A 23,895-nucleotide genomic window follows, 5' to 3' on the forward strand; every position below is an offset into this window, starting at 1 on the left:
GGGTTATGGGCAAAGAGAAACAAGCAGTCAAGAAAGAGAACCCGTCCGTGACGGACCCCGAGATCGTACAAGATGAAATCCGTGCGCTAGCTTACCAGCTCTTCTGTGAGGGCGGGTGCGGACACGGGCGTGATGTTGAGCATTGGGTGGAAGCCGAGCGACGAGTGCTTGAACGGTACGAGAGCAAGACACCGCCTCGTGGCTAGCCCGTTGTCCGCCGCTGACACGTTTGTCCGTAGGAGATAGAAGTGGGGCTTAGGGTTACGCGAAGACCCGTGATAACCCTTTTTCATCGACGATGGTAATGGTACGACCATCGAGCCGAACCAGACCGTCGTCACGGAATTGTCCCAGGGTACTACTCACCGTTTCGCGACTGCAGCCGATCAGGTTTGCCATCTCCTGGTGGGTCAACTTGGCCTTCAGGCGTATGCCGGTGGCCTCTTTCACGCCGTCGCTCTTGCTGAGTTCGACAAGCAGATGAGCCAAACGCGCCGGCACGTCACGAAAAACGAGATCTTCGACGCGGCTCTGGATTTTCCTCAGCCGTAGGCCGATGAGCTTGGTGAGCTTCACTGTCACGTTCGGATGCATCGCGAGATACTGATCGAAGTCTTTTCGAGGGATCACACAGATCAGTGTGTCATCGAGCGTCTCCGCAGATGTCGAGCGAGGAGCGTCTTCCAACACCTCCAGCTCACCGAACACTTCGCCCGGCTCCAGGATGTCGAATGTGACCTCTTTGCCGCTGGGCGCGCTATTGGCAATTTTGACACGCCCTTTTTTCAGAAGGTATACGTTGCTGCTTGGATCACCGGGAAGGTAGAGAGGCTGGCGCTTTTTGACCTCTTCCATGCGTGTAATCTTCTCCATTTCCTGCATTTCAGATGGAGAGATCCCGTCGAACAAGCGAATATGCTTGAGGTACCACAGCTTATTCGTGGAGGAAGAAGGCTGTTCCATCACATCTCCTGTCGGTTCAGAACGTCAATCTAGAGATTTCTCCCTTATAAGGCAATAGATCGCCTGATGGGAGGTTCTTGCAGTTGGACGGTCTTTCCCAAGCGGGCGCTGTCATCTCACCGACATATCCGTGAAATAACTCCAAAATCACGGTTGGTTATAGGTTTTTCCTCCTGGCTGGCTTCTAACTGTGAACTGGCTCACAGAACTTCAGCGGTGAGTGGGTTATCGTGACATCATGTTGAGAGAAGATGATTCCAGAACACCTGCGCCGCAACCGAATCTCTACCTGGTTTCACCCAGCTACACGAAGGGAGCCCAACCGATGGAAACACCGTGCGCGGACGGACCTCAGCCTCAGATTGAGACACACGATCCGATCCCTCCTTTGGACCAGGATACGCCATCCTCCACGTCCACGAAGGCGCATCTGTCTGGCAAGGTGATCCTCGCGCTGGTAATCGGACTGGCGATCGGCGCCTTCTTTTATTTCGATCTTGGGCGGTTCTTATCGTTGGACGCCCTCAAGGACAATCGCGATCATCTCCTGGCGTTTACGGAGGCCAACTATGTCGCGGCGGTTGGTGTCTTCATTGCCGCTTATGCGATCGTCACCGGCTTGTCCTTACCGGGTGCGGTCATTCTCACGCTCGCCGGAGGTTTCACGTTCGGTGCCGTCCTGGGAACAGTATTCGTGAATCTCGGGGCAACGACCGGCGCAACCCTCGCGTTTTTCACCGCACGGTATGTGTTGCGGGACACCGTGGAGCGAAAGTTTGGGACATCGCTGAAACCGTTCCAAGAAGGCTTCACCAAGAACGCCTTCAGTTACCTGCTGACGTTGCGACTGATTCCGCTCTTTCCGTTCTTCGTGGTCAATCTGGTCTCCGGCCTGACCCGCGTGCGCGCGGGAACGTACATTGGAGCTACGGCGCTCGGCATCATTCCTGGATCCTTCGTGTACGCCTATGCGGGACGCCAACTCGGCACCATCAACTCCCTCAAAGAAATCGCATCGCCGAATGTGATCGGGGCCTTTGTCCTTTTAGGACTGCTCGCGCTCATCCCGGTCGTCTACAAGCGGTTTGCAGCCAAACCAGCGTCATGAATGCGTCTTCGAGTAACGATTGACAAGAAAGGATGCTACGCAATAATGAAGCCTCTACCAGGGATCGTCGAAATGAGTACGCACGAGCAGTCGTTGGTTCTTCCCAATGACGAGTACAACCAGCAACTCATCGCCAACGTGCATCCTCCCGATTGGGTCAACCCGGAGCCGACCGGTCGCTACAACATCGTGGTCATCGGAGCCGGCACGGCGGGACTGATCACGGCGGTCGTGGCCGCAAGCCTGGGCGCCAAAGTGGCCCTGATTGAAAAGCATTTGATGGGTGGGGACTGTCTCAATGTCGGCTGTGTTCCCTCGAAAGGCATGATCCGCGCGGCCAGAGCCTGGGCCGATCTGCGACGCGCCAAGGAGTTCGGGCTCGAGATTCCGGCCGGCGTGACGTACGATTTCGGCGCCGTCATGGCGCGCATGAGGAAGTTACGTGCGCGGATCAGTCAGAACGATTCCGCGCATCGATATGCCAAATTGGGCGTAGACATCTATATCGGCAACGGCCATTTCGTCGGAAACGATCGTATCCACGTCGCGGGACCATCTGGTGATCGGACCTTGACCTTTGCGAAAGCGGCGATCTGCACCGGCGCACGAGCTTCGGCTCCTCCAACACCCGGGTTGCAGAAAGCCGGGTACCTCACGAACGAAACGGTCTTTTCATTGACGGAGTTGCCACAGCGCATCGGAGTGATCGGAGCCGGTCCCATCGGATGCGAGTTGGCTCAATCGTTTGCCCGCTTTGGAAGTCAGGTCTATTTAGTCGAGGCTGCACATGGCATCATGCCGAACGAGGACCGCGATGCGGCGGAGATCGTCGAGCAACAGATTGCGCGTGATGGGGTGAAGCTACTGTGCTGTGGGAAACACCTGCAAGTCGAGAAGACCGAAGGTGGCAAGCGCCTGACGGTCGGGTCGCACGGCGGTCAGTACGATGTGACGGTGGATGAACTCCTCGTCGCAATCGGGCGAACCCCGAATGTGGAGGGAATCGGATTGGAGACGGCGGGAGTCGCCTATGACAAGAACGGGATCACGGTGACTACCCGATTGCAGACGACGAATCCCAAGATCTTCGCGGCAGGCGATGTGTGTTCGCGGTACAAATTTACGCACGCCGCCGATGCCATGGCGCAGATCGTCATTCAGAATGCGTTGTTTCCACATCCCTTCGGCTTGGGCTATGCGAATGTCGATTCATTGATCATGCCCTGGTGCACGTTCACGGAGCCGGAAGTCGCCCATGTCGGGATGTACGAGCGGGATGCCAAGGGAAAAGGGATCGAAGTCGAGACCTATACCTACAAACTGGACGAGGTCGATCGAGCGATCCTGGACGGAGAAGACGAAGGCTTTGCCCGAGTTCACATCGAAAAGGGGACCGATACGATCCTCGGCGCCACGATCGTGGCACATCATGCCGGCGAGATGATCGGCGAATTTGCCGTCGCCATGAAGGCGGGAGCCGGGGCGAAGACAATCGCGGCCACCATCCATCCCTATCCCACCCAAGCTGAAGTGAACAAAAAGGTGGTAAACCTCTGGCGCAAGGCGCATTTCACGCAGAGAACCAAAGATCTCTTACTCAAATTGTTTGCCTGGATGCGGCGATAGCGCGGCGCATCATGAACAACAATGTTTCACCTCTTCACTTGAAAAGGATCCAACCCATGACAGCGTCTCATTCTTCCATGATCGTCGGTCTCGCATCGTGCCTGTTGGTCGGAATCATCCTCGGAGATCCGGCCCGGCTCCAAGCCGGATCTCCTCCCACCATCGAAGTCGGCGCCTTTTCGACCGCTGCGCCGGATGGACCATGGCCGGACGGCTGGAAGCCGCTCACGTTCCAAAAAATTGCTCAGCATACGACGTACCAGCTCGTGAAAGACGGTGATCGCGTGGTCGTCAAGGCCGCCAGTCAGGCCTCCTCGTCCGGATATACAAAAGAAATCCTGATCGATCCGAAGGAATACCCCATCATCCAATGGCAGTGGAAAGTTTCCAATATCCTAAAAGCCGGCAACGTGGCAAAAAAAGACGGCGATGATTACCCGGCCCGCATCTACGTCACCTTCCAATACGACAGTGCGAAAGTCGGCCTCTTCGGCAAGGCGAAGTACGAAGCGGCCAAGCTGATCTATGGGCGCTATCCACCGCTCGGCGCGCTCAATTATATCTGGGAAAGTCGGGCCCCGGTGGGAACGGCGGTGCCCAACCCCTACACTGAACAGGTACACATGATTGTCGTGGAAAGCGGACCAGCCAAGCTGAACACCTGGATGACGGAAGAGCGCAACGTCTATGAAGACTACAAGCTCGCGTTTGGGGAAGAGCCGCCCATGATCTCCGGGATCGCCATCATGACGGATACCGACAACACCGGCGAGTCGGCCACCGCTTATTACGGGGATATCATACTCAAGAAGCAAACCAGACCCTGACTCGAATCTGCGTTTTATCGTTCCTCCTGCGGTGAGCCCTCGCCAGAGTCATGATCGGAACTCCTTCGCCCACCGTATGTACCTGCTCTCCCCTACCTTCCGCCAAGGACAGGATGTGAGGCCCCATCTCCCTCGGCAATGCGTGTCGAGTGCCTTCGTCGAATCAGATACTCCGCAAGGGAATCGGCCGATAAGCGGCCAGACCCGTGCAGGACGAAATACAGGAACAACACCCCCACATAGAACGCTTCTTGGAGCGCGGCTTCGGATACCTGTCCATACGAGATCGAGGCGACGATGTTGAGGCCGAACAGCGCCAGGGCCGCCCACCGGCCCGCCAGGCCGACTGCCAACAGGCACGATCCGCCTAATTCAACCGCCGTCGTTACGTAAGCGGCCATCTCCGGCGGCAGCAGCGGCACATCGTAGACCATGGTGAAGAGCATCACTGTCGACATCCAACTGGAGAGTTTGACCATCCCGCCTTTCCAAAAGATATGCGCCAGATACAGACGCACGGATAGGTCGAACAGCGGAATCAAGGCCTCCAGCCCCCAGACCAATCGGTGGTATATGGGAATGACCCGATCGAGGGCGCGAGTCAACAAGCCGGTGCCGCGTGTCATGTGCGCCCCTCCGTGGAGACCCCCCTGAGCAGGTTCAACTCTAGAATGGAGGCCAAAAACCTGGAGAAATCGAACTCGGAATCGTATTCCATGGCGATCTGCTCCACTTCAGCGACCGACTTCCGGTCGGCCATGGCGTCCAGCAATCGGAAGTCGAGCGCCGCGAGAGCGGTCACGTGAATATTCCCTCTGGCTCTTGTGACGACCACGTCGGTCTCCTCATCTGGGAGTGGCCGATCAGCGACCATCGTGGTGGGATCGTCCGATTGCAGTGCATGCCATAGGTGATGGACCGGCATGGACAAGCGTACCAGTCGCACGGCCGTGTTGAGATGAAACGTTACGCGTGACGGATCGGCCGATGCCACCGCGCTGAGTTGGTCGGGGACGAGCGGCGGCGAGTCGGAAGCCTGATACACCTCGTGGCAGGCCCACTCCAATCGGGCGAGTTCAATGAGCAGACGTGGACTTCCGAGTTGAAAGAGGAACAGCGGAAGATGCCGCCCATACGCGAACAGATCGCCGCTCGTCGAGGGAAACCGCTTCAGATAGCCGCGTGCGAACACTTTGAAATAGCGATCACCGACCAACCGATGGAGGACTGGATACGTAATCGTCAGTGCCTGCACGTAGTTGTTTCGAATCAATCGACGGTAGAGGGCTAAACTTCGCCACGAGGACCCAGCCTGTATCGACGTGATGGTCGGCAAGCTTTTCCCTTCAACAATGGCTGCGGCGAACGCACTCTGTAACTCATGCAGTCGTGGCATAACAGGCTCCAAGAAGGACATCGGCCTGCGAGGCTTGTTCGAGCAGCACAGGCAACGGCGGCAAGTTCGTATCCCATTCGATGAGTGTCGGCCTCGGGCCGAAGTGGTGGAGCACCCACTGATACAGACTCCACACTTCCGGATAGACCGCTTGCCCATGGGTATCGACCAGCCATCTTCCGACATGATCGAAACCCGCCAGATGGATCTCCCAAACGGCATCGGGTGGAATAGCCTCGAGAAACTTCACGGGGTCCAGGTGGAAATTCACGGCATTGACGTAGAGATTATTGAGATCCAGCAGAATCCCGCAGCCGGTTCGCCGGATGACTGCGGCCATGAAGTCACCCTCCGGAATGCTGGAGTCTCGCCAAGTCAGGTACCGGGTGATATTTTCGATCAGTATCGGCCGTTGTAAGACAGTCTGGACTTCATCGATTCTGGCGCAGATGTGACTCAAGCTTTCTTCCGTATACGGAAGCGGCAAGAGATCATTGAAGAAGCGCCCATCGACGGAACTCCAAGATAGGTGCTCCGATACGAACGACGGCTCGAAGCGGTCGATCACGCCTTTGAGTTTAGCGAGATGAGCCCGATTCAGCGGATCGATGGCGCCTAACGAGAGCCCGACTCCATGAAAGCTCAAGGGATAACCGGCTCTGATCCGCTCCAGGATGCGGAGCGGCGCGCCCCCTTCTCCGAAGTAGTTCTCCGGATGAGCTTCCATCCAGGCGACGGGAGGCGGCTCCTCCAGAATCTCACGATAATGTTGTGACCGCAGTCCGATCCCGGCCTGAGCCGGGATCGGAGTTGAACTATACACAGACATCGATAGGTGACCTACATCCTCTTCAGGCTCATTTCTTTTCCTTTATCTTCGCCAGGTCCTCTTTCGTAGCGGCCAGGACGACACCATTCGCGATTTTTTCGCACAGCCCTTTTGGCAAGAAAACATAGGAATCGGCCGCTCCGTCGGTCTTGGACATACCCGCACAAGCATGCGGACTGGCTTTAGTGGCACAGTCATTCATCCCGGCCTTGGCGACGCCGCCACAGGCCTCCCAGCCTACAGGTAGTTCCGGAACCTTAGCGGCCGATGCCGATTGGGCTCCTGCCAAGCTCAATGCGACGAGTAGCGTGGAATGGACGATGGCGCTTTTCTTGATCTTGACGTTCATTGAAAATCTCCCTTTCGGACATATCGTTGCTGAGATTCGCTCTGATGGCACACCGCTCGCCGGCGAGTGCTGGTTCCCTGCGTGACTCCATGCTAGACACCTCTCTCGGCTCCCAGGAAACCACGCCCCGGTCAAGAAACATACCGGGTTCGCGGTGAAATGCGTAACGGCGAACAGAGATCGATCGCCGTCCTACATTTTTTTCATCTGCATCTGTTTCATCTTTTCGAGATCGTCTTTCGTGATGGACAGCACCGTGCCTTTGGCGATCTTGGTGCACAACCCATTCGGCAAGAAGACATACGAATCGGGCTCGTTGTCACCTTTTGCCATGCCCGCACAAGCATGAAGACTGGTTCTGACAGCACAGTCGTTCATCCCAGCCTTGGCCACCCCTCCGCAGGCTTCCCAGCCGTTGGGAAGTGTCGGGGCTTTTGGTTCGGCCCCTACGGTCTGTGCCCCTACCACACTCAGGGCAACGAGTAGTGCGGATTGGATCATGGCTGTTTTCTTCTTGTTCATGTTCATGCGTCGCTCCTTTTATAAGCTATGAAGTATGTACTATCTCTCTGGTTGCGGGACCGGGATCACGACAGGTGTCTCAGCAGGCCTCCTTTCTTTCAGATCATGGGAACTCGACGCTCCCATGTGGACAGGTCCGTGCGGGTCCCAGCACGACCAGCTCAGTCTACTCACAGGAACAAACCCGTACTGTGAAGCAGCTTACAATTCCTGAAAAGAATCGAGGGATATGGTTCCGGTTGCCAGAATCCATTCTACGTTTCGTGCCTCTGACGCTCGGGAACAGGAGTATGATCGCGTTGTCTACGGTCTATGATGGGAAAGAGGTCGGTCGTTGGATCGTATTTGTCCATTCTCGGGGTGATGGACCAGAACCGTGGCTGGGGACTCTTGAACTGGGTCGAAGGGCCAGCCTAGCTCGAAATCGCCTTGGCAGTTATCACCCTCGATTTCATCACCTATTGGCAGCATTCGGGGTGCGTTTTCACCCGGTGGAGATCGTCATTTCAACCGCGGTGAAGGCCCTGTCGATCCTTGTGCTGGGCATGGCTCCGCTGGCGGTCGTGATCTTCGAGATCGTCCTCAACCGTACGGCCCTCTTCAACCACGGCAATGTTCGGATACCTGCCTCCTTTGATCGGGTGCTCCGGTGGGTCATCGTCACGACGGACATGCATCGGATTCACCATTCGACGGATGTGCAGGAAACCAACAGCAACTACGGATTCAACGGGCCCTGGTGGGATCGCCCGTTCGGCACCTATTGCCCCTAACCTGCCTTGGGGCAGACCGGCATGAAGATCGGCCTTGAACACCTCGGTCCGCCGGTCTGCCTGAACCTCTTCATGAGGCTCCGCTTCCCTTTCGTGATGCAGCTGGGACGGTACACAAGCCGCACACAATCGTGAACGCGGTTCAGACCCCCTTCAAGGCGTGTGTGCCGTGTGTAATGGCTGCACCCGCGCGTAATGCTGCAGCGACCATCACGACTTCGGAGATTTCTTGCTCAGAAGCACCCACTTCTCGTGCTTTGTTCGAGTGAATGTCAATGCAGTACGGACATTGAGTCGTCAACGCGACAGCAATAGCCATCAGTTCCTTATACTTGTGTGGAATCACGCCGCCGGACAACGCAGCCTTGTCGAAAGCTGCAAAGGCTTTCATGGCTTCGGGGGTATTGGCTTCTAGTTCCTTGAGCTTGCTCAAATTCTTCCTCTCGTACATATGAACCTCCTTATCTTGGTCTATTGTTGAGTCACCGTTGCTATGCCTCCAGATAAGTAACAGGTTTGCACTCTAAAAAGGAGCTTCTTTCCCGGCAGCTGATTAGTTCCGGCCCGCCATCACACCCCCATCGACATCCCAAATCGCACCGGTTACCCAACTGGCCTCGTCGCTGAGCAGAAATGTAATGGCTCGCGCCACATCGTCAGCCGTCCCGATCCGGCCGATCGGATGAAACCCGTTGAAAGAAGCTAACGTCTCGTCAACTTGACTGGGCTCGATGAATGCTTGGTAAATCGGAGTGTGTACCACGGCCGGGGAGACGGCATTCACACGAATCTTGTGGTCGGCCAACTCCATGGCCATATGCTGCGTAAGCGCATGCAGGCCTGCTTTCGCCATCGAATAGGCAGAGGACGGCGTCGCTTTAATGGCTTGTCGTGCCCACATAGATCCGATGTTCACAATCGAGCCCCCACCATTTGATGCCATGTTCTTGGCGACGGCTTGCGAAATAAAGAAGAGCGCCCGATTCAGACTCAGATACGCATCGTAGTCTTCGCCGGTATGGTCGAGAAACGGTGTCGGCTTGAAATAGCCTGCAGCATTTACCAAATATTTGATATAGCGGTCGTGATGGCCAATGAATGCGATCAGACGCTGCACATCCTGTGGCTCATACAAGTTGGCTTGAAAGGATTCTACCGGACCGGACGAGGCGAGGTCGCTCTTCGCTTGGTTGAGCTTGTCCGACCGATGGCCCACAATCACTGTTGAAATCGCTCGCTCAAGCAAGAGCTTCGCGGTGGCAAAACCAATTCCGCTGGATCCTCCCACAATAAGGGCGATGGGGTGATTCGACTGTTCCATTGATAACCTCCCATGGATAAGACCTCTGTCATGAGGTGACGCGAGTTTCCGACAACATATTGTGCACCAGAACCCAGGCTGAGCTGGCCCCCAACTCCCTGAAGAACGAACGAATGGACCTCACGACCTTTTCTCATCACACCAAATTCCGTTTCATCTCGTCACACCTAGACCCTTCGCATACAGGCTCCCATGTTTTAATGTATGTATTCCATCCTCCTAAGGCTATTGCGTCCCTCCAGAGGAGGCGTATCAGCGCCGCCGCAATCAGTTGACCGGCTAGACTCGAAAAGAAACCTCTATCGTCGTTCGTAAATCCGGATTTCCGGATCCGCCGCAAGGTAGGGCTTCAACTCTCTCACGACGTCGTTGCCGAATAGGGCACTCTTGAGGTAGCCCTCTGCCGAAGCTAATGAATGAAACCCGTGAAGCACTTGCACATCCTCTTCACGGACAAGGAGTTCCTTGGATTCCGCGCCGCAAATCGTTGTGAGAAACGGATCTTTGTATTTCGAGTAGACTGCGGCCGCCTTCACGCGATCCTTCGCGGGCACCTTCGCCGTGATCTCCAAATAGACTTTGCTCATCGTGACCTCCTGTCGGTTTGCGCAGAATCGCCGCGCCGCCGCTCTCGCAATGGGAGCGTACGGTCACACTACCAGGTGGGACAGGATGGCGCTGTTCTCTAGATAACAGTGCTGCATCGATTTAAGAATCGATCAGTTTCGCAATCTCTTCGAACCCGCGCACGCACACATAGTCACGGGTGTATGCCAGCACTCCCTTGTCACGGAGCCGGTTGAGAATCGTGCTGACCACCGGCCTGGTTGCGCCGACAAGGTCGGCCAACTCCTGTTGGGTGAGGCGGAGGTGTTCTCCGAAGCCATGATCGCAGCGAGCGGCGAACCCGCCTGACAACTCGCGAAAGGTTTCGGCGAGCCGTGCCTCGATTCGTTTGAACGCGAAACTTTCGAGCCGGCGTTCCATCCGGCGCTGGCGCTGGGCAAGCAGCGATACACATTCCAAGGCAACGGCGGGATGGTGCAGCAACAGGCGCCGAAACTCATCGTTCGGGGTTTGCCATATCGAAACAGCTCCGATCGCGCTCGCCGTGTCTTCGGTTTCAGCGGCACCACTCAGCGCTGGGCCGAAGAATTCCCCCGTTCTCAACATCGCCGTGGTGAGCGCTGTTCCGTCCGAGTTGACCCTCGCGAGAGCGACTTGACCGTTGAGCACGCAAAAGATCGCACGCGTGGGATCGCCCAGCCGATAGATTGTGCCACGGTGCCGGATCGCCACAATCCGAGCCGTCGGGCAGTCACGGCGAAGATCCTCAGGTGGAATCCCTGCTAAAAGCGGGCACCCCTTCAATTCATTTGGCTTGCTCATCTGTCTTGTCACCTGTCCCTCATGCTTTCCGTTGCCGTTCGCGAGTTTCGTTAATGAGTGAACAGCTTAATCCCTACCTCAAAATTGCTTCAAGAGCATGCTGATGCAAGCGAGTTGATCGCTGCCATGGAGTGATTTCAGGGCATCCGGCACACCGGCTGATCGGGCGCGCTCACAACCGAGTCGCCCGGAACCCTGTCCAGCAGTTGGTAGTGCCCCAATCCCAGTTCCTTGCCGTAGGCCTTCCCCACCAACACATCTTGCACGTGCTGGTGATCCGAACGGCGGAAGTAGGAGCGTCCCTCTTTCAACCCGTCGAATTCATGTCCCGCGAGCGCTTCGATGACCGCCTGCGTGTCGGTGGTCCCGGCCCGTTGGACTGCCTCCAGCATCTGCGTCATGGCCGCATAGCCGTGGTAGCAGCGAGAGGTGGGAGTGTGGTGATACTTGTCGATCACACCTTGGATAAATCGTCGAGAGCTTTCGCTCCGGACTTTTGGATCCCAGATCAGCCCCCAGATGCCGGCATGGTCGGCGTAGCCAAGCGGGCGCCCAATCTGTTCGCCGCTGATCATTCCACCGACACCGATCTGTTCTTTGGCCAGCTCAAGCCTGCTGTAGGCTTTCAGCGCATGAACGAGATCCCAGCCATACAGATTCAGGATCACGGCGCCGGGCTTTGCAGCCTTGGCTTGAGTCAATGCTGCCGTGAAGTCGGTTGCCCCGAAGGGTGTGTTGAGCGAACCGAGCACGGCGCCGCCCTCGGCCATGAGAGCGTCGGTCATGGCCTGTTCTGCCGCTTGCCCATCCATCGTCTCGGCGGTGATCATGAACCAATGATTCCCGTAAGCCTTTACGAGATGAGGCGTGACGGATCCGGACAACATCCGAGCGCTCGGCATGAACACGAAGGTGTGTGAGTTGCAGCCGATTCCCGTCAACTCCGGAACATGTGCCCCGGTCACCATGAAGAGGGTGTGTTCCGCTATCGCAAGATCGGCCACTGCAAGGGCGACCTCTCCGTTCAAGGCTCCCATCAGGAAGTCTACGCGGTCTTCTTTGATGAGTTTGGTCGCAGCTTTGAGTCCGGTCTGGACATTCGAGGCATCGTCGGCCTCCACAAGTCTCACCGGCCGCCCCAACACTCCGCCGCTCTTATTGAAATGCTCCACCGCCGCGTTGGCGCCGTGCACGTCGTGGATGGAAGACGTGCTGTATGGACCGGAGAGCGGATCGATGATCCCAACCTTGATCGGTTCCGAGGCGTAGGCTATAGGTCCTGCCCGATGACGCCGGAGTAAATCTGGCCAATCTCCGAACGCGAGCGCGCCACCCGCTGCAGCTGTGAGCGTCAAAAACCTTCGACGCGAGATATTATGCATGGGTCCTGTCTCCTCGGCGTTGGCAACGGCGGAAGCCCGATCGCACCACCGCGCCTCTACGCTCGAACTGACCCGAGCTGTGCTTCCAACTCGGCGATGCGAGATTTCAACGGCGCAACGGCCTCCTCCACCTCGTCGAGGGAATAGCGCGGGGTGATGTACTTCGGGCAGTTCCAGTCGTAGGACACCACCTCAATAGTGACGACCCGCTCCACCTTGTTCCGCGTGTCTCCCTGCGTGAGGCGCTCAACGAGTGCCGCATTCCCCTGAGCATCTTCCACCCGCGCATAACCAAGAATTTTCAACCGTTCCCGGTTCTTATAGTCCATGAGAAACAGCGCCACCCGGTTGTTCACATGGAGGTTTCCCGTGCTGAGGAGCTGTCGGTTTCCCCGATAATCAGCGAACGCGAGCGTGGCGGGATCAAGGATTTTTAAGAAGCCTTTCGGCCCGCCCCGGTGCTGGACATAGGGCCAACCCTGTTCGCCGACTGAACCCAGATAGAAACTGTCGCGATCCGCGATGAAGCGAGCCTCGGCTTCGCCGAGTGGATCGCGGTCAGGAACATCGGTGATCGTCGATGCATGTCCGTAGTACCGTCGCTGCGCTGAGCGGACCGACTCGGTCATCGTCATCTGTAGATATTTTCCCGCCATCGTCTTGCCCTCCGTCGGGCGGGTGGGAAGGCGGGCTGAGGCCGTCTTCCCACCACCCCTGCTCGACCGGTCAAAACACCAGCACGCTCCATCCGTCCGCCAGGTAGCGCCTAAGACTCAAGAGGCCCGAAGTTCCCGGCAACGCATTGTCGTTCACGCTCGCCACTCCACAGGACTTCACGCTCTCCGTCGCCCCGAATACCTCGGCACAGGCGCACGATGCGCCCTGGACCACATCGCGTACGGATTGATAGAGCGCATGAGCCGGATGCGTCAGCTTGGTCAACTCCGCCGGCCACCTGGTGCCTGGCCCGTTGAACAACACGGCGACTTCGTCGCCTTTCTGCTTCGATTCAGCAGCCAGGGCAAGCGCATTGAATACGCGTCCCAGCGCCTCCTCCGCGCCGCTCTTGGGATCGGACAATATGACGATTGCTGTTTTCATTGTTCCTCCTGCTTCAACTGATCATGAGTGAATAAAAGAACGTACTTCCTGAATCTCCTCAAACCCTCTGTCCCTTAGTCGCAGGCGCAGGACGAAGAGGCGCACTCGTTTGAGAGAGAGACCTCCGGAAAGTCGATAACGGTCCCGGCGACATGATTGATGTAATTACTGAAAATATTCAGCGCGACATGGGCAATCGCCTCCACGATCTCGCCGTCTGTTAATCCGGCCTGACGCGCTTGTTTGAGCTCGGTCGATTCCAGCACCCCTCGCCGGGCAACGATACCTTGCGCCAATTTGAGGATGGCCTCGGTCCGCTGATCGACCGCAGTGGCCTTCCGAGCATCGGCCAGCTCCTGCTGGGTCAACCCGAGCTTGCCCCCAAGAAACGAGTGTGCACTGAGGCAGTAGGCACATTGATTGGTTTCAGCAACCGTCAGGGCAAGCTGTTCACGGACTTTAGGACTGAAACCTCCGTCTGCGAGGGCCGCACTAAAGCTGAGATATCCCTTCAGTGCGGCAGGCGCATTACCCAGCACTCGAATGAGGTTAGGCACGGCGCCGAGTTTTCCCTGCACGCCGTCGAAGAGATGTTTGGCCTGGCCGCTTGTGGTCTGAGGATCGAGCGGTGCGATGCGAGTCATGAGAACCTCCTTGAACAGTGAGAGTTGCCCGCGCTTCAATTCGCGCGATTGATTCTCCTGTTCAGCAGAAGCTGTGCCATGGAGCATGAATGCCTAAGCCATTGATAACTAACTACCTACTGAGCAAATCATGAAAACAAAGCCCTACAACTATTCGTAATCTACGATTATTCGTTGAATCCTACAACGTAATGTCGTAGCTTGAATGTCATGAATCCCCACCAGCTGCCTCAAGTCATGGTCGCCACCGCTCGTCAGGGAACACTCCAAGAAGTATTGCGCACCATCACCGACGGCATTGCTCAATGCCCGAACACCGTGTTGACACGCATCTGGCTTGCGATCCCCGACCGATCCTGTCCCTTGTGTCGGGACGTCGAAGACCAGACCGACATCAAGGCCCTCCACCTTGCCGCGAGCGCCGGCGTGCCCCATGACAAACAGGCCGACTACAGCCGTGTCGAGGGAGGCTTTCACCGGTTTCCGATCGGTGAACGCAAGATCGGCCGCGTCGCCATAAGCGGTGAACCGCTCTGGCTTGCCGGAGTTCGAGGCGATGAAGACTGGATCGCCGACCCGGCTTGGTTTGCGCGTGAGGAAGTCAGAACTTTCGCAGTGCAGCCTCTAATCTTCCAGGGAGAGGTGCTGGGAGTGCTGGCACTCTTTGATCGCAGCCTGCTGGATACGGAGGCATTCGAGTGGCTGCGCATGTTCGCCGACTATGCGGCAGTGAGTATTGCCAACGCCAGGGCTCGTGAGGAGATCAACCTCCTTCGCGCACGTTTGGAGGAAGAGAATCACTATCTACGGGAGGAAGTCACCGCCGCTCTCGGGATGGGTGAATTCGTCGGAGACAGCGAGGCACTCCAACACGTGCTGCGCCAAATCCAGCTCGTGGCGCCGACCGATGCCGCGGTCCTGATTACCGGAGAGAGCGGCACGGGTAAGGAACTGGTGGCCCGGGCCATCCATGACCGGAGTGCGCGCACAGGACGAGCCTTGATCAAGGTCAACTGCAGCGCCGTGCCGGACGCGTTGTTCGAAAGCGAATTCTTCGGCCATATCAAAGGAGCCTTCACCGGCGCCCTCGGCGACCGCCCTGGGCGCTTCGAACTTGCGGACGGCGGCACGCTCTTCCTCGACGAGATCGGAGAAGTACCGCTGCCGATGCAGGCGAAGCTGCTGCGCGTGCTCCAGGAAGGAGAGTTCGAGCGCGTGGGCGATACCCGCACACGCCAGGTGAATGTGCGAATCGTCGCCGCGACGAATCGAGATCTGAAACGAGAAGTCGAGGCCGGCCGGTTCCGTCAGGATCTCTTCTATCGGCTCAGTGTGTTTCCAATCCACATCCCTCCCCTGCGCGAACGTCGTGACGACATTCCAAAACTCGCGCTGCATTTCGTCGCGCAGAGCGCACAGCGCATGAATCGGCAGGGACCACGGGTCACACAAGCTGTGCTCACTCAACTGGCGGGTCATGATTGGCCGGGTAATGTGCGCGAACTGCAAAATGTCCTCGAACGTGCGGTCATCCTCTCCCAAGGCAAGGCCCTACAGGTCCACTTGCCGGCTTCACCCGCACCAGTCAATGCCCCTACTCTCGCCGTTCCCGTGCCGGTGAAAGTCGCCACACGCGACGACCTGAAACGTCAGGAACGGGAAAGCATCGTGCAGGCACTCCGGCTGGCCAAGGGCAGGATTTTCGGTGCAGACGGCGCGGCGGTCTTGTTGGGCATGAAGCCGACCACGCTTGCGTCACGTATCAAAGCGCTCGGCATCAAGAAGGCAAAGCCGGAACCCTAACTGCGGCAGTCCTCCGCCAGTATGGATGGATATGAGCCAATGGTCTTGGTCTGAGTCTTTCACAATAGCTCGTGGTGTTCGATGTACGGCTCTGACATGCCGGGCAGGCGAACCCATAGCCGTATAGGATCGTCTAAAATTTAACCTCATCCTATTTCCCCTGACGGGCTACGATTCATTCCCCTGATCATCGGATCCCCTTCCACCTTTCGTCCCCTCGTCGACAACAGAATCTGATGATAATCGCTGCCCTGCCAGGTGGTACGGAGTCAGACAACTCCTGCACCGCACAACCCAGAGACATCCATCGGGATAGTAATCGCATTGGAGCATGGGCATCAGTTCAGATTTGCGGCACGAGGGACAGGGCAGGTGACGGAGTTGGAGGCGAAGTGTCATGATCGGCTCGTCGTAGCGCGACATGCGACATCTCCTTCTTCGATGATCCCTCCATCCTCAATGAAGAGGGCATGATCCCATCAATTCACTCACCCACTCTATGCTGCCGTAAACCCCACGGCTCGATCGGTGAATCCTGAAACCGACTGTAGTGCCTCAGCAGACCGTCTCCTGTTTTCAAGGATCATCGCATCGACGATCTCGCCGCACAGGAGACAGCGATACGCGTCCACGCGGAGATCGTGGTTCATCCCAAGATCGTCAATCCGTTCGTTGATCATCAGCCCATCGCATCGCTCGCGGGTCATGATGCGCCTCCATATCCATGACAGACCTGTGTGTTCATGAGGCGATTCTACCTACTGACGCGCCCCCTACTCTGTAAGGCAGCTCACCAGTTGCCAAAGAAAAATAGTTGGGCGGGTTTGTAAGCTAGCTCACGGATGGATTTACCGGACATGCACTAGCATGACGGTTCATCCGCCCTCTCACATGAGATGGAAGCGGTTTCTTCATCACCAGCTACCATTTGAAAGGAGTGCATGATGTCCAAAGCAGCAATCGTCGTGCTGGCCGGTACGGAAACGCATGAAGGGCTCGGGCGTGTCGTGAACGCGCTGGAAGCGGTCAAGGAGTTCAAGGACGGCCACGAGGACGTGCAACTGATTTTTGACGGCGCCGGGGCGCAATGGATTCCCGAACTGGAGAAACCTGATCATAAACTCCACGGGCTTTACGCAGCCGTGAAAGATCGAATCGGTGGAGTCTGCGAGTTTTGCGCCGGAGCCTTCGGCGTCAAGGACGCTGTCGCGGCCTGCGGGGTCAAACTGGCGGGGGAGTTCGAAGGTCATCCAAGCTTCAAGAAGCTCGTGGCCCAGGGCTACCAGGTCATCACGTTCTGAGACGAACAACGCATGCTCCTGTGCAGGTGATGCCCTTCCTGCACAGGCCGCGTATCTTTCACAGATATCGTGACAACATGAGGAGGTCTCACACGTGCCAGAAATGCTCTGTCCGTTCTCTACTGCTTGGGAGTACAAGACGACGATCGCGGCTGCCAATCCAAGGTAGAATGAATGATGGAACCAACAGGCGGAATGCTTGGATCAGATCCGCTACCCCTCATTGTGGCGGCTTACCTCGTCATGGCGATTGTCATGGCCGTATTGTGGGCTGTGCAGTGCCGAATGAGGAATGCCGCCATCGGGGACGTCGGATGGTGCGCGGGGCTGATTGTCGTCGTGTGGTGGTATGCCACACAAGCGCCCAGTGGTATCGAGCGAAGACTCCTGACCGTGATGTTGGTGACGCTCTATGCGGGGCGACTCGGGCTCTACATTCTGTTCAATCGCATAAAGGGGAAACCGGAAGATGTTCGGTATCGCCGACTCCGGGAGGAATGGGGTGAAACAGAGCCGTCAAAGATGTTCGCGTACTTTCAGCTGCAAGCCCTGGCCCTGGTCGCCTTTTCTCTCCCGTTTATGGTGCTACTTTGGAATCCACAGACTCCGACCGCGGGGGTCGAGTTGGTCGGGTTGCTGATTTGGGGCGTGGCCGTGGCTGGCGAAGCGGCGGCCGATCGGCAACTCGCCCGGTTTCGCGCCGATCCGAGCAATCAAGGACGCGTCTGTCGTGAGGGCCTCTGGAATTACTCACGTCATCCCAACTATTTTTGTGAATGGCTGCACTGGTGCTCCTATGTCGTGATGGCATGGGGAACACCAGGCTGGGTATTGACCTGGATCGGGCCGATTGTAATGGGGGTGGCGCTGCTTAAGGTGACAGGCATTCCCCGAGCAGAAGAGCAGGCACAGTTCAGTCGAGGAGAAGCATACAAAGCCTATCAGGCTACGACCAACGCGTTTTTCCCATGGTTTCCTCGCGCGAGGCCGGACACGCTTCCTCGTTCCTACCGTAGCCGCATCAAAAGCTGAAGCTAAGCCCGGTCCCAGTTCTTTCCTTCTCACTTTTCCTGCAAACATTCACCTGCCGGCAAGACTTCTTAGAAACTCTCCTGATTCAACCGGCAAGATAGCCTTGTAAGCCAGCTTACAGATGGATTGATAGGAAAGGGAGTAGCGTGCCCGCGCATGCATACATTCGTTAGACATTCCTTAGGTCCAGTCGTCCAACTTTTCGAGAGACGGCCCCGCGGTCGCGGGTGATGGGAAAAGGAGGCTGCTGATGTTTCTCACGTCCAGATCTCATGTCGTAGCGACGATGGCGTTGGTCCTGTCCCTGTCGAGTTGTGCTGATACCGAATTTGTCATCCGCCCACCCGCACCAGAGCGGTTTCCACCCGCAGAAGTGCCGCCTTCTCAGATCACGGAGTCCATCATTACCGTACCGGTTCGACTGGACCTTTCAGACTTTCTCCATGCCGCAAACGATCCGAGCGTGATCGCTAAAAAGTTTGATCATTGGGGCAACGTGCTCAAACACCCGAAAGGCGTGGAGTACAAATACTATGCGGAACGGGATGATTTTGTGATCGAGCAGTCAGCGCACCCGGGCAGGAATACGGAGCCGCGTCTGTCGATCGGAGACTGGTGGAAGGACATAGAACTCTCGGGAGGCACCCTCTTCGTGAGTGCGCCTCTTCGCTATAAGATCGCGGTACGTGCACATTCGCAGGGTCCTGATCCAGCAGCACAATGTGGTGATGGGAACGAATTGCCGAAACAGGGCACACTCAACGGAAATATTGCGATTGGGATGACACAGAATTACGGTGTGTCAGGCTCCCTCCGCAGCGTGACCGTGCATGCTGCGGAGCCATGCCAGTTCCGCATGACGGATAGGGATCTGCAGCAGGTCGTCAATACGGCTCTCTCGGATCAGGTCAAGGGAGGTTTCAGCAACGCTGTCTCGCGTCTCAATGCGCTCAGTATCAAACCTCGAGTAGAGGAGGTCTGGACGGCGCTCCGTAATCCCATCCAGTTAGAGCCCGACACCTGGCTCCTGCTCAACCTCGACAAGGTGCGGCATGCCGGATTTTCAAAAGATGGCTACGTCGTCAAAAACACCCTTCAACTCACCGCACATCCGGTGATCGTTCATGGAGCTGAACCACCGGCATCGTCCTCAGTACTTCCTCAACTGGAGACGCAAGTGTCTTCTCCAGACTTTCGTGGCGTCGCTGATATCGAAACAGACTATTCTAGGGGACTCCCGGTTGCCGGGCAGTTTCACGTCCTAGCCGATGCCCAGGTCGATTACAGTACACTCTCCGAGGCGTTATCGAAGCGGCTGAGAGGGAGACGCATTGAAAGTAAGGGGAATGTCATCACGATTACCGGTGCAGGACTGTTCGGTCTAGGCGATAACCAAGTGCTCCTACGCGTGGAGTTCACAGGAGATGCGCGGGGCTACGTGTATTTGATCGGGAAGCCGGAAATCAACGTGATGACACAGGCGGTCTATCTCAGTGGCCTTCGGTATGATCTTGGAACCACACGCCTGCTTCAGACAACGGCCCCACACTGGTTCAATGACGCGGCGCTCCGAGAAACTATTGCTCCCGACATCGCGCTTGGGGTGACGCCGACGATCGATCGCATACGCGACTCTCTGAGAACCGGATTGAATCGAACGCTGACTCCGACCGTTTCAATGCAGGGAACAGTCACGTCGATGCAAGGGATTGCCGTGTTCGCCGAGCGGGATACGCTCCATGTTCGCATGATGAGTGAGGGTACGCTCAATGTGATGGTAGGCAACAAGCCCTAACTCGTTTGTCCGGAGACCTCGTGGCTGCCTTTGATCGCGAACAACCCACTCTATGGGTTTCTCAAACAGATCGACACCATCGTGCACGCGGTCAAGCTCTTCGGCACACAGACCGTCTGCAATCTCGTTACTTCGACCACCCTCGGTCAGACGATTGTCGGGGTGCCGGCTCAGCTCATAGACGTCCCCCTGTACTGAATTCAGTGCGCACAGCATATACCACTACTATCGCCTGGTTGGCCTCCCCCCACCTGTTCTTTATACGTTTGGTACGCCTTCACCGCCCATTCTTCCCCCGGGCAGCCTTGCATGGTCATGGCGACTTCGAGGAACTCGATCAATTCCTCTTGTGTGATACCTTTGTCGCAGGCCATCTGGACGTAGGCTCGGATACAGGGCTCACAACGAATCGCGATAGAGATGGCCATGGCCGTGAGCAGTTTGTATTTCGCAGCCACGGCCCCATCGCGATACGCCTCCTGCCGCATGCGCAATAATCCGCCGGTAACTTTCGGAGTTAACTTCCTTAACTCGGTAAATAATTCACTCTCAACCTTCGTGGCTTGATTCATGATGCCGCCTTCCTCCTTACTGTACCCTCGCTATGCCTTCCTCTCACCTCTCTTGGAGCACTCGTGTCTTGTATGCTGACAGAGGGCTACTTGCTGCTTCCACGGCTTTGACCAACGCCTCCACTCCCGCTTTATCCGGATCGTAGGTTACCAATGCGCGGGCGTCTGCGTAATCGGAGAGGAAGCCCCATTTCTTCCCTACCGTGATCTCGACGGTGCTGACGCCGGGAACCTTGGCCAGAGCGGCCTTCACATCCTTCACACAGGCCCCACAGGTCATGCCTTCTATGTGCAATGTGACCCTCTGAAATCCCTGGCCCGCAAAACCAGAAGGGACAGCCAAGCCCATGACGCCTATCAGCACAACCCATCCATACTGACGCCACATACTTATTCACCTCCTCTTCGCCTGTACGTATTCTCACCGTCCCAGCCAGTACGGCGCCAAGAGCAGCACAAGCGCGAAGACTGCCATTATCCACAACACTGTCCGCTTTGCCCCGCTCATCGCTCCCGACGCACATACTTCCCCCGATGCGCACACGGCGGACTTTGGTTCTCGGTAAGCCAGATAAAAGCTGAATCCCAATAACAGTACCGTCAGACCGATGAAGACCGGCCGATAGGGCAAGATGCCTTTGAGGGCACCAGCCGTGTCGGCCCAAAATCCGGTGGCCCCAACGCCGATGCTTAAAGCTGCAAGCACGAATGGCCCAATGCAGCAAAGTGATGCGAAGAACGCCGCTACAAGCCCGCCGATCATTGTCGTTGCTCCACTTTTTGTCATGACAACCTTGGGTTCGCTCGCAACATGCCGTCATTCGTCAAGCGTAGCCTTCACTTCATTGCCTCTGTGCCTCTTCGAAACTTTTCTTGACCTCCTACCTTCATGTTCCAACCTCGCCAGAATCGGACATTGCTCAGTCGGCTGGCCGACCCGGCAGTCCCGAATTAAACTCCGCAGAGCCCGAGCCAGTGCATGCAGCTCTCGCATCTTCTCCATCACCTGCTCTAATTTCGCCTGCGCCTTTCGTTGCACGTCGCCGCAGCGAGCCGTGGAACTAACACGGAGATTCAGCAGACCTTGGATCTCACGTAGGGAGAACCCCAGCGCTTGCGCGTTCTTGATGAACCGCAGCCTCCGTTCTTCATCGGACCCATAGAATCGATACCCCGACGGCTTTCGCCCTGCGGGACCGAGCAGGTGCAGCCGCTCGTAATACCGCACCGTCTGAACGTTGACCCCGACGGCTTTCGCCAACCGACCAATTGTGCGTCCTGCTGCCATCGCATCACCTGTTTGTATGTGAAACCTTAGACCCTGTACTACGGTACCGAGTCAAGGAAAGCATAGCTCTGATGCATATCCCTAGTCGTGTCAACGTGCTCTTGTTCTAGATGACACCTCACTGGTATTACGAGCACCGACCTGTGATCCACTGTAAGCCAGCTTACAGAAGCACGTTGTTCAGTCGTGTAGAGTTGCGGAGTTCGTCGTACTGATTCTAAAAGAACCTCATTGACGTCGATCAGGATGATTGATACATAGAACTATCTCGATATGTCACAAAAAGGATAAGGTCGGCCATGCCCATCGAGGATATTACGCAAAAAGTCAGTGCGCGTTATGCGAATGCAGCCAGTACCGGCGAGCAGATGTGTTGCCCCACCAGCTACGATATGGGGTACCTCAAGACCTTCATTCCCGAAGAAGTCCTGAAGATCTCCTATGGCTGTGGCACACCGGCTGGACTCAAGACTGTGCGTGCCGGTGAGACGGTCTTAGATATTGGATCGGGTGGCGGCATTGACTGCTTTGAAGCCTCTCGGCTGGTCGGCCCCACCGGGCGCGTGATCGGCATCGACATGACCGATACGATGCTGGAGATCGCCAGAAAGAATGCGGTCGTTGTCGCGACGAATCTCGGCTATCCCTCGTCAAACGTGGAGTTCCGAAAGGGTCTTGCGGATGCGATGCCGGTCGATGACGGGACGATTGATCTCATCATCTCGAATTGCGTGATCAATCTGGCACCGGACAAACGGAAGGTCTTTCGGGAAATGTATCGGGTCGCCAAACCAGGTGGCCGGTTTACGATCTCTGATATCGTCGCGGATCAGACCGTTCCACAATATCTCGTCCATGATACCCAGAAGTGGGGCGATTGTCTTTCCGGTGCCTTGACACTGACCGACTACATGAACGGCATGACGACCGCCGGCTTTTTGGGAATTCATCTGGTGAAATTCTCACCCTGGCGCGTGATCGACGGCATCCACTTTTTCTCTGTCACCTTGACCGGCTACAAGGTCCCTCCGGCAACAACGGCCTCTTCAGTCCGATATGCCACCCTTCGCGGCCCCTTCAGCCGACTTGTGGACGAACGAGGGATGACCTATTACCGTGGAATTCCACAATCCATCACACCGGATGAGTCGCGCTTATTAAGCCTTCCTTCTTTCTCTGAACACTTCCTGCTAACAACCGAACCAATCCCACTAGACAATCACGATCCGCGCTGGCGTGCCGTCCTCCCCGCCGATGCTCCTTGCACCTGGCAAGGCCATTATGCGCTGCTGGCCGGTCCCTTCGTTGAAGCCGCCGATGACGATCACCATGTGTATCGCCGAGGTGAGCCCTTGGAGGTTTGCTCCAAGACGGTGGCCGTCCTAGGGACCGATGGATACCAGCCCCATTTCGTCCTTCTGAATCGTGCCGGTGAAGGCGCGGGTGGTGAAGCCGTAACTTGCTCCCCTGATGGAGGCTGTTGCTGATGAAATCCGCTCTGGAAACAGATGTCCTCAGCCCACGGGAATGTGCGTCGGTGCTCAAAGCTCTGGCAGATGAAACCAGACTTCGGATTCTGGAGTCGCTACTGGCCGAAGAGAAGTGCGTCTCGGACCTGGTGCGGGAATTGGGTTGCCCGCAACCGCACGTGTCGCACCACCTGCGCATTCTGCGAAATTCCGGTGTCGTAGAAGGCCTACGGGAAGGAAAGCAGGTATGCTACCGCATTGCACCAATCGTCAAGCGGGCATTGGCTAAGCAGGAAGGGAAAGCCCTCAACTTTGGATGCTGTGAACTGCGATTCCCTGAATCCGTCTTGGCCACAGCCAAGTCTCGTGCACTGCATATGGTCCACTCCTGAAAGATGATGCGGC

General features: G+C 56.6%; 31 protein-coding genes. 12 read left to right on the forward strand and 19 right to left on the reverse strand.

The features are described from left to right. Positions 1-5: 5 nt before the first annotated feature. On the forward strand, positions 6-206 hold the full coding sequence (locus COMA1_RS01685) for a DUF2934 domain-containing protein (RefSeq protein ID WP_090742874.1): 201 nt from the start codon (positions 6-8) through the stop codon (positions 204-206). Between the two features lie 55 nt (positions 207-261). On the opposite strand, the gene COMA1_RS01690 is transcribed toward COMA1_RS01685, so the two are convergent. After that, positions 262-963 carry a Crp/Fnr family transcriptional regulator gene (locus tag COMA1_RS01690; RefSeq protein ID WP_090742878.1) on the reverse strand — a complete coding sequence of 234 codons (702 nt, stop codon included), beginning with the start codon at positions 961-963 and terminating at the stop codon, positions 262-264. Between the two features lie 325 nt (positions 964-1,288). Here COMA1_RS01690 and COMA1_RS01695 point away from each other — a divergent pair, with 325 nt between their 5' ends. The 3 genes from COMA1_RS01695 to COMA1_RS01705 are packed head-to-tail and all read left to right on the forward strand — an operon-like array spanning position 1,289 to position 4,524. Then, complete coding sequence (locus tag COMA1_RS01695; RefSeq protein ID WP_090742880.1) at positions 1,289-2,071, forward strand: TVP38/TMEM64 family protein; 783 nt, start codon at positions 1,289-1,291, stop codon at positions 2,069-2,071. Between the two features lie 45 nt (positions 2,072-2,116). Next, entirely contained in the window at positions 2,117-3,697 is a 1,581-nt protein-coding gene (locus tag COMA1_RS01700) for a mercuric reductase (protein ID WP_245630805.1), read from the forward strand. A gap of 56 nt (positions 3,698-3,753) precedes the next feature. Further along, positions 3,754-4,524, forward strand: a complete 771-nt coding sequence (locus tag COMA1_RS01705) for a DUF3047 domain-containing protein (protein ID WP_245630807.1) — start codon at positions 3,754-3,756, stop codon at positions 4,522-4,524. A gap of 92 nt (positions 4,525-4,616) precedes the next feature. On the opposite strand, the gene COMA1_RS01710 is transcribed toward COMA1_RS01705, so the two are convergent. From COMA1_RS01710 to COMA1_RS01730, 5 genes are all read right to left on the reverse strand, one after another. Continuing rightward, complete coding sequence (locus COMA1_RS01710) at positions 4,617-5,150, reverse strand: DoxX family protein (RefSeq protein WP_090742883.1); 534 nt, start codon at positions 5,148-5,150, stop codon at positions 4,617-4,619. After that, positions 5,147-5,920 (reverse strand): HvfC/BufC family peptide modification chaperone, encoded by a 774-nt coding sequence (locus tag COMA1_RS01715; RefSeq protein ID WP_176697774.1) that lies wholly within the window; start codon positions 5,918-5,920, stop codon positions 5,147-5,149. Before COMA1_RS01715 ends, COMA1_RS01710 begins: the two co-directional genes overlap by 4 nt. Continuing rightward, positions 5,904-6,749 carry an MNIO family bufferin maturase gene (gene bufB, locus COMA1_RS01720; RefSeq protein WP_090742889.1) on the reverse strand — a complete coding sequence of 282 codons (846 nt, stop codon included), beginning with the start codon at positions 6,747-6,749 and terminating at the stop codon, positions 5,904-5,906. The genes COMA1_RS01715 and bufB overlap by 17 nt, the downstream gene beginning before the upstream one ends. Positions 6,750-6,777: 28 nt before the next feature. Continuing rightward, complete coding sequence (bufA1, locus tag COMA1_RS01725) at positions 6,778-7,098, reverse strand: BufA1 family periplasmic bufferin-type metallophore (RefSeq protein WP_090742893.1); 321 nt, start codon at positions 7,096-7,098, stop codon at positions 6,778-6,780. A gap of 192 nt (positions 7,099-7,290) precedes the next feature. Beyond that, positions 7,291-7,626 (reverse strand): BufA1 family periplasmic bufferin-type metallophore, encoded by a 336-nt coding sequence (locus tag COMA1_RS01730; protein ID WP_218055283.1) that lies wholly within the window; start codon positions 7,624-7,626, stop codon positions 7,291-7,293. Positions 7,627-7,910: 284 nt separating this feature from the next. On the opposite strand from COMA1_RS01730, the gene COMA1_RS01735 reads away from it, so the two are divergent. Next, positions 7,911-8,393 carry a sterol desaturase family protein gene (locus COMA1_RS01735; RefSeq protein WP_141654179.1) on the forward strand — a complete coding sequence of 161 codons (483 nt, stop codon included), beginning with the start codon at positions 7,911-7,913 and terminating at the stop codon, positions 8,391-8,393. 142 nt (positions 8,394-8,535) lie between these two features. Here COMA1_RS01735 and COMA1_RS01740 read toward each other — a convergent pair whose 3' ends face one another. The 8 genes from COMA1_RS01740 to COMA1_RS01775 form a co-directional block, all read right to left on the reverse strand. Beyond that, a complete protein-coding gene (locus COMA1_RS01740; RefSeq protein ID WP_090742900.1) occupies positions 8,536-8,844 on the reverse strand; it encodes a carboxymuconolactone decarboxylase family protein in 309 nt (102 codons plus the stop codon). 102 nt (positions 8,845-8,946) lie between these two features. Then, the gene (locus COMA1_RS01745; RefSeq protein ID WP_090742903.1) at positions 8,947-9,714 is read right to left on the reverse strand and encodes an SDR family NAD(P)-dependent oxidoreductase; all 768 of its coding nucleotides are present in this window, start codon (positions 9,712-9,714) and stop codon (positions 8,947-8,949) included. A gap of 299 nt (positions 9,715-10,013) precedes the next feature. Beyond that, positions 10,014-10,301: a hypothetical protein gene (locus COMA1_RS01750; RefSeq protein WP_090742906.1), complete on the reverse strand. Its 288-nt coding sequence runs from the start codon at positions 10,299-10,301 to the stop codon at positions 10,014-10,016. A gap of 121 nt (positions 10,302-10,422) precedes the next feature. Continuing rightward, complete coding sequence (locus tag COMA1_RS01755; protein WP_090742909.1) at positions 10,423-11,103, reverse strand: Crp/Fnr family transcriptional regulator; 681 nt, start codon at positions 11,101-11,103, stop codon at positions 10,423-10,425. 137 nt (positions 11,104-11,240) lie between these two features. After that, complete coding sequence (locus COMA1_RS01760; protein WP_090742911.1) at positions 11,241-12,485, reverse strand: ABC transporter substrate-binding protein; 1,245 nt, start codon at positions 12,483-12,485, stop codon at positions 11,241-11,243. Positions 12,486-12,541: 56 nt separating this feature from the next. Then, a complete protein-coding gene (locus COMA1_RS01765; protein WP_090742912.1) occupies positions 12,542-13,141 on the reverse strand; it encodes a pyridoxamine 5'-phosphate oxidase family protein in 600 nt (199 codons plus the stop codon). Between the two features lie 70 nt (positions 13,142-13,211). Then, complete coding sequence (locus COMA1_RS01770; protein WP_090742913.1) at positions 13,212-13,586, reverse strand: DsrE family protein; 375 nt, start codon at positions 13,584-13,586, stop codon at positions 13,212-13,214. Between the two features lie 74 nt (positions 13,587-13,660). Beyond that, on the reverse strand, positions 13,661-14,230 hold the full coding sequence (locus COMA1_RS01775) for a carboxymuconolactone decarboxylase family protein (RefSeq protein WP_090746724.1): 570 nt from the start codon (positions 14,228-14,230) through the stop codon (positions 13,661-13,663). Between the two features lie 210 nt (positions 14,231-14,440). On the opposite strand from COMA1_RS01775, the gene COMA1_RS01780 reads away from it, so the two are divergent. Continuing rightward, complete coding sequence (locus COMA1_RS01780) at positions 14,441-16,033, forward strand: sigma-54-dependent Fis family transcriptional regulator (protein WP_218055284.1); 1,593 nt, start codon at positions 14,441-14,443, stop codon at positions 16,031-16,033. Positions 16,034-16,530: 497 nt separating this feature from the next. Here COMA1_RS01780 and COMA1_RS01790 read toward each other — a convergent pair whose 3' ends face one another. Then, positions 16,531-16,740: a hypothetical protein gene (locus tag COMA1_RS01790; RefSeq protein ID WP_090742916.1), complete on the reverse strand. Its 210-nt coding sequence runs from the start codon at positions 16,738-16,740 to the stop codon at positions 16,531-16,533. Between the two features lie 237 nt (positions 16,741-16,977). Between COMA1_RS01790 and COMA1_RS01795 the strand changes: the two genes are divergently transcribed. The 4 genes from COMA1_RS01795 to COMA1_RS22090 all read left to right on the forward strand — a co-directional run bounded on the left by COMA1_RS01795 (position 16,978) and on the right by COMA1_RS22090 (position 20,359). Further along, positions 16,978-17,334, forward strand: a complete 357-nt coding sequence (locus tag COMA1_RS01795) for a DsrE family protein (RefSeq protein WP_090742919.1) — start codon at positions 16,978-16,980, stop codon at positions 17,332-17,334. 174 nt (positions 17,335-17,508) lie between these two features. After that, positions 17,509-18,366: a DUF1295 domain-containing protein gene (locus COMA1_RS01800; RefSeq protein WP_245630809.1), complete on the forward strand. Its 858-nt coding sequence runs from the start codon at positions 17,509-17,511 to the stop codon at positions 18,364-18,366. A gap of 250 nt (positions 18,367-18,616) precedes the next feature. After that, positions 18,617-20,161 carry a DUF4403 family protein gene (locus COMA1_RS01805; protein ID WP_090742922.1) on the forward strand — a complete coding sequence of 515 codons (1,545 nt, stop codon included), beginning with the start codon at positions 18,617-18,619 and terminating at the stop codon, positions 20,159-20,161. A gap of 30 nt (positions 20,162-20,191) precedes the next feature. Then, positions 20,192-20,359, forward strand: a complete 168-nt coding sequence (locus COMA1_RS22090; protein WP_176697775.1) for an HDOD domain-containing protein — start codon at positions 20,192-20,194, stop codon at positions 20,357-20,359. A gap of 2 nt (positions 20,360-20,361) precedes the next feature. On the opposite strand, the gene COMA1_RS01815 is transcribed toward COMA1_RS22090, so the two are convergent. From COMA1_RS01815 to COMA1_RS01830, 4 genes are read right to left on the reverse strand one after another with little or no spacing between them, the layout of a single operon-like run. Further along, positions 20,362-20,733 (reverse strand): carboxymuconolactone decarboxylase family protein, encoded by a 372-nt coding sequence (locus COMA1_RS01815; protein WP_090742929.1) that lies wholly within the window; start codon positions 20,731-20,733, stop codon positions 20,362-20,364. Between the two features lie 43 nt (positions 20,734-20,776). Further along, entirely contained in the window at positions 20,777-21,121 is a 345-nt protein-coding gene (locus COMA1_RS01820; RefSeq protein WP_218055286.1) for a heavy-metal-associated domain-containing protein, read from the reverse strand. Positions 21,122-21,154: 33 nt separating this feature from the next. Then, complete coding sequence (locus tag COMA1_RS01825) at positions 21,155-21,520, reverse strand: mercuric transporter MerT family protein (protein ID WP_090742932.1); 366 nt, start codon at positions 21,518-21,520, stop codon at positions 21,155-21,157. A gap of 30 nt (positions 21,521-21,550) precedes the next feature. Further along, positions 21,551-22,021 carry a heavy metal-responsive transcriptional regulator gene (locus COMA1_RS01830; RefSeq protein WP_090742935.1) on the reverse strand — a complete coding sequence of 157 codons (471 nt, stop codon included), beginning with the start codon at positions 22,019-22,021 and terminating at the stop codon, positions 21,551-21,553. 299 nt (positions 22,022-22,320) lie between these two features. On the opposite strand from COMA1_RS01830, the gene COMA1_RS01835 reads away from it, so the two are divergent. Together COMA1_RS01835 and COMA1_RS01840 are read left to right on the forward strand one after the other, a co-directional pair. Further along, positions 22,321-23,508 (forward strand): methyltransferase domain-containing protein, encoded by a 1,188-nt coding sequence (locus COMA1_RS01835; protein ID WP_090742939.1) that lies wholly within the window; start codon positions 22,321-22,323, stop codon positions 23,506-23,508. Further along, positions 23,508-23,882, forward strand: coding sequence for an ArsR/SmtB family transcription factor (locus COMA1_RS01840; RefSeq protein ID WP_090742942.1), 375 nt, complete (start codon positions 23,508-23,510; stop codon positions 23,880-23,882). The genes COMA1_RS01835 and COMA1_RS01840 overlap by 1 nt, the downstream gene beginning before the upstream one ends. Positions 23,883-23,895: the final 13 nt, after the last annotated feature.

The sequence above is a fragment of the Candidatus Nitrospira nitrosa genome, assembly GCF_001458735.1.
GTDB lineage: Bacteria > Nitrospirota > Nitrospiria > Nitrospirales > Nitrospiraceae > Nitrospira_D > Nitrospira_D nitrosa.

Coding starts and splice junctions, on each gene's coding strand:
- COMA1_RS01835 (WP_090742939.1), top strand. CDS start 22,321: ATGCCCATCGAGGATATTACGCAAAAAGTCAGTGCGCGTTATGCGAAT.
- COMA1_RS01790 (WP_090742916.1), bottom strand. CDS start 16,740: ATGACCCGCGAGCGATGCGATGGGCTGATGATCAACGAACGGATTGAC.
- COMA1_RS01815 (WP_090742929.1), bottom strand. CDS start 20,733: ATGAATCAAGCCACGAAGGTTGAGAGTGAATTATTTACCGAGTTAAGG.
- COMA1_RS01795 (WP_090742919.1), top strand. CDS start 16,978: ATGTCCAAAGCAGCAATCGTCGTGCTGGCCGGTACGGAAACGCATGAA.
- COMA1_RS01775 (WP_090746724.1), bottom strand. CDS start 14,230: ATGACTCGCATCGCACCGCTCGATCCTCAGACCACAAGCGGCCAGGCC.
- COMA1_RS01780 (WP_218055284.1), top strand. CDS start 14,441: ATGAATCCCCACCAGCTGCCTCAAGTCATGGTCGCCACCGCTCGTCAG.
- COMA1_RS01755 (WP_090742909.1), bottom strand. CDS start 11,103: ATGAGCAAGCCAAATGAATTGAAGGGGTGCCCGCTTTTAGCAGGGATT.
- COMA1_RS01740 (WP_090742900.1), bottom strand. CDS start 8,844: ATGTACGAGAGGAAGAATTTGAGCAAGCTCAAGGAACTAGAAGCCAAT.
- COMA1_RS01715 (WP_176697774.1), bottom strand. CDS start 5,920: ATGCCACGACTGCATGAGTTACAGAGTGCGTTCGCCGCAGCCATTGTT.
- COMA1_RS01820 (WP_218055286.1), bottom strand. CDS start 21,121: ATGTGGCGTCAGTATGGATGGGTTGTGCTGATAGGCGTCATGGGCTTG.
- COMA1_RS01800 (WP_245630809.1), top strand. CDS start 17,509: ATGATGGAACCAACAGGCGGAATGCTTGGATCAGATCCGCTACCCCTC.
- COMA1_RS01730 (WP_218055283.1), bottom strand. CDS start 7,626: ATGAACATGAACAAGAAGAAAACAGCCATGATCCAATCCGCACTACTC.
- COMA1_RS01825 (WP_090742932.1), bottom strand. CDS start 21,520: ATGACAAAAAGTGGAGCAACGACAATGATCGGCGGGCTTGTAGCGGCG.
- COMA1_RS01745 (WP_090742903.1), bottom strand. CDS start 9,714: ATGGAACAGTCGAATCACCCCATCGCCCTTATTGTGGGAGGATCCAGC.
- COMA1_RS01765 (WP_090742912.1), bottom strand. CDS start 13,141: ATGGCGGGAAAATATCTACAGATGACGATGACCGAGTCGGTCCGCTCA.
- COMA1_RS01830 (WP_090742935.1), bottom strand. CDS start 22,021: ATGGCAGCAGGACGCACAATTGGTCGGTTGGCGAAAGCCGTCGGGGTC.
- COMA1_RS01700 (WP_245630805.1), top strand. CDS start 2,117: ATGAAGCCTCTACCAGGGATCGTCGAAATGAGTACGCACGAGCAGTCG.
- COMA1_RS01760 (WP_090742911.1), bottom strand. CDS start 12,485: ATGCATAATATCTCGCGTCGAAGGTTTTTGACGCTCACAGCTGCAGCG.
- COMA1_RS01695 (WP_090742880.1), top strand. CDS start 1,289: ATGGAAACACCGTGCGCGGACGGACCTCAGCCTCAGATTGAGACACAC.
- COMA1_RS01705 (WP_245630807.1), top strand. CDS start 3,754: ATGACAGCGTCTCATTCTTCCATGATCGTCGGTCTCGCATCGTGCCTG.
- COMA1_RS01735 (WP_141654179.1), top strand. CDS start 7,911: ATGATCGCGTTGTCTACGGTCTATGATGGGAAAGAGGTCGGTCGTTGG.
- COMA1_RS01770 (WP_090742913.1), bottom strand. CDS start 13,586: ATGAAAACAGCAATCGTCATATTGTCCGATCCCAAGAGCGGCGCGGAG.
- bufB (WP_090742889.1), bottom strand. CDS start 6,749: ATGTCTGTGTATAGTTCAACTCCGATCCCGGCTCAGGCCGGGATCGGA.
- COMA1_RS01685 (WP_090742874.1), top strand. CDS start 6: ATGGGCAAAGAGAAACAAGCAGTCAAGAAAGAGAACCCGTCCGTGACG.
- COMA1_RS01750 (WP_090742906.1), bottom strand. CDS start 10,301: ATGAGCAAAGTCTATTTGGAGATCACGGCGAAGGTGCCCGCGAAGGAT.
- COMA1_RS01840 (WP_090742942.1), top strand. CDS start 23,508: ATGAAATCCGCTCTGGAAACAGATGTCCTCAGCCCACGGGAATGTGCG.
- COMA1_RS01690 (WP_090742878.1), bottom strand. CDS start 963: ATGGAACAGCCTTCTTCCTCCACGAATAAGCTGTGGTACCTCAAGCAT.
- COMA1_RS01805 (WP_090742922.1), top strand. CDS start 18,617: ATGTTTCTCACGTCCAGATCTCATGTCGTAGCGACGATGGCGTTGGTC.
- COMA1_RS01710 (WP_090742883.1), bottom strand. CDS start 5,150: ATGACACGCGGCACCGGCTTGTTGACTCGCGCCCTCGATCGGGTCATT.
- bufA1 (WP_090742893.1), bottom strand. CDS start 7,098: ATGAACGTCAAGATCAAGAAAAGCGCCATCGTCCATTCCACGCTACTC.